The organism is Pseudarthrobacter lactosi (genome assembly GCF_055412785.1).
In genome coordinates this window covers 1-2,188 of record NZ_JBVAYS010000012.1, presented here as the reverse complement: position 1 = coordinate 2,188, position 2,188 = coordinate 1, and the positions used below count along the sequence as shown (strand labels likewise).

The following is a 2,188-nucleotide window of genomic DNA, read 5'->3' as shown; positions in this document are numbered from 1 at the left end:
TGTGTCTGTTGTTTGAGAACTCAATAGTGTGCCAAGTTTGTTGATACCAATTGTTTTATTGATTGGTTGTTTTGGCTGGGCCTGTCCACCCCGTGGATTGGGTCTGGTTTTTACAGCTGGTTTCAAATTTTGCAGCCTTCTTCTTCCGTTATTTCCGGGGGTGTTGGTTGTGTTCGTTTTTGTTTTACTTCAACGGAGAGTTTGATCCTGGCTCAGGATGAACGCTGGCGGCGTGCTTAACACATGCAAGTCGAACGATGAACCTCACTTGTGGGGGGATTAGTGGCGAACGGGTGAGTAACACGTGAGTAACCTGCCCTTAACTCTGGGATAAGCCTGGGAAACTGGGTCTAATACCGGATATGACTCCTCATCGCATGGTGGGGGGTGGAAAGCTTTATTGTGGTTTTGGATGGACTCGCGGCCTATCAGCTTGTTGGTGAGGTAATGGCTCACCAAGGCGACGACGGGTAGCCGGCCTGAGAGGGTGACCGGCCACACTGGGACTGAGACACGGCCCAGACTCCTACGGGAGGCAGCAGTGGGGAATATTGCACAATGGGCGAAAGCCTGATGCAGCGACGCCGCGTGAGGGATGACGGCCTTCGGGTTGTAAACCTCTTTCAGTAGGGAAGAAGCGAAAGTGACGGTACCTGCAGAAGAAGCGCCGGCTAACTACGTGCCAGCAGCCGCGGTAATACGTAGGGCGCAAGCGTTATCCGGAATTATTGGGCGTAAAGAGCTCGTAGGCGGTTTGTCGCGTCTGCCGTGAAAGTCCGGGGCTCAACTCCGGATCTGCGGTGGGTACGGGCAGACTAGAGTGATGTAGGGGAGACTGGAATTCCTGGTGTAGCGGTGAAATGCGCAGATATCAGGAGGAACACCGATGGCGAAGGCAGGTCTCTGGGCATTAACTGACGCTGAGGAGCGAAAGCATGGGGAGCGAACAGGATTAGATACCCTGGTAGTCCATGCCGTAAACGTTGGGCACTAGGTGTGGGGGACATTCCACGTTTTCCGCGCCGTAGCTAACGCATTAAGTGCCCCGCCTGGGGAGTACGGCCGCAAGGCTAAAACTCAAAGGAATTGACGGGGGCCCGCACAAGCGGCGGAGCATGCGGATTAATTCGATGCAACGCGAAGAACCTTACCAAGGCTTGACATGAACCGGAAATACCTGGAAACAGGTGCCCCGCTTGCGGTCGGTTTACAGGTGGTGCATGGTTGTCGTCAGCTCGTGTCGTGAGATGTTGGGTTAAGTCCCGCAACGAGCGCAACCCTCGTTCTATGTTGCCAGCGCGTTATGGCGGGGACTCATAGGAGACTGCCGGGGTCAACTCGGAGGAAGGTGGGGACGACGTCAAATCATCATGCCCCTTATGTCTTGGGCTTCACGCATGCTACAATGGCCGGTACAAAGGGTTGCGATACTGTGAGGTGGAGCTAATCCCAAAAAGCCGGTCTCAGTTCGGATTGGGGTCTGCAACTCGACCCCATGAAGTCGGAGTCGCTAGTAATCGCAGATCAGCAACGCTGCGGTGAATACGTTCCCGGGCCTTGTACACACCGCCCGTCAAGTCACGAAAGTTGGTAACACCCGAAGCCGGTGGCCTAACCCCTTGTGGGAGGGAGCTGTCGAAGGTGGGACTGGCGATTGGGACTAAGTCGTAACAAGGTAGCCGTACCGGAAGGTGCGGCTGGATCACCTCCTTTCTAAGGAGCACCTACAATCACCGCGCCGGGCGTTATGTCCGTGTGGTGGGGTTGTCAGGAGTATATGCCCGTTGCGCAGACGCTAGTTCTGCGGCGGGTGCTCAAGGGTGGAATATCAATGAATAGCGGCTGCTTGTTTTGTGCCTCGTCTAGTACGGTGGTTGGTTGTCCTTCGGGATGGCTGCTGCTTGGAAACGGTGTGGGTGCGGTACGGGTGGTTTAGTGTTTGGCACACTGTTGGGTCCTGAGGCAACAGGGCCGGCGAGGATGTGCTGCTTCCCTTTTTGGGTTGTGGTGTGTTTTGTCGGGTTTGTTTGTTTCTGGTTTCCTGGCTGCACCGATCACACGGTTGGCTCTCCTTTGGGGGGTTGTGTGTGGGGTGTGTGGTTTGGGGTTGTTGTTTGAGAACTACATAGTGGACGCGAGCATCTTTTATAAGAAGCAATTTCCAAGAATATGAACCTGGATCTGTCCG

At 54.7% G+C, this 2,188-nt stretch carries 1 rRNA gene; it reads left to right on the top strand.

The annotated features are described in order from the left end of the window. The first annotated feature begins 189 nt into the window (after positions 1-189). Positions 190-1,713: ribosomal RNA gene (locus ACZY0Q_RS20990) — 16S ribosomal RNA — on the top strand. Positions 1,714-2,188: the final 475 nt, after the last annotated feature.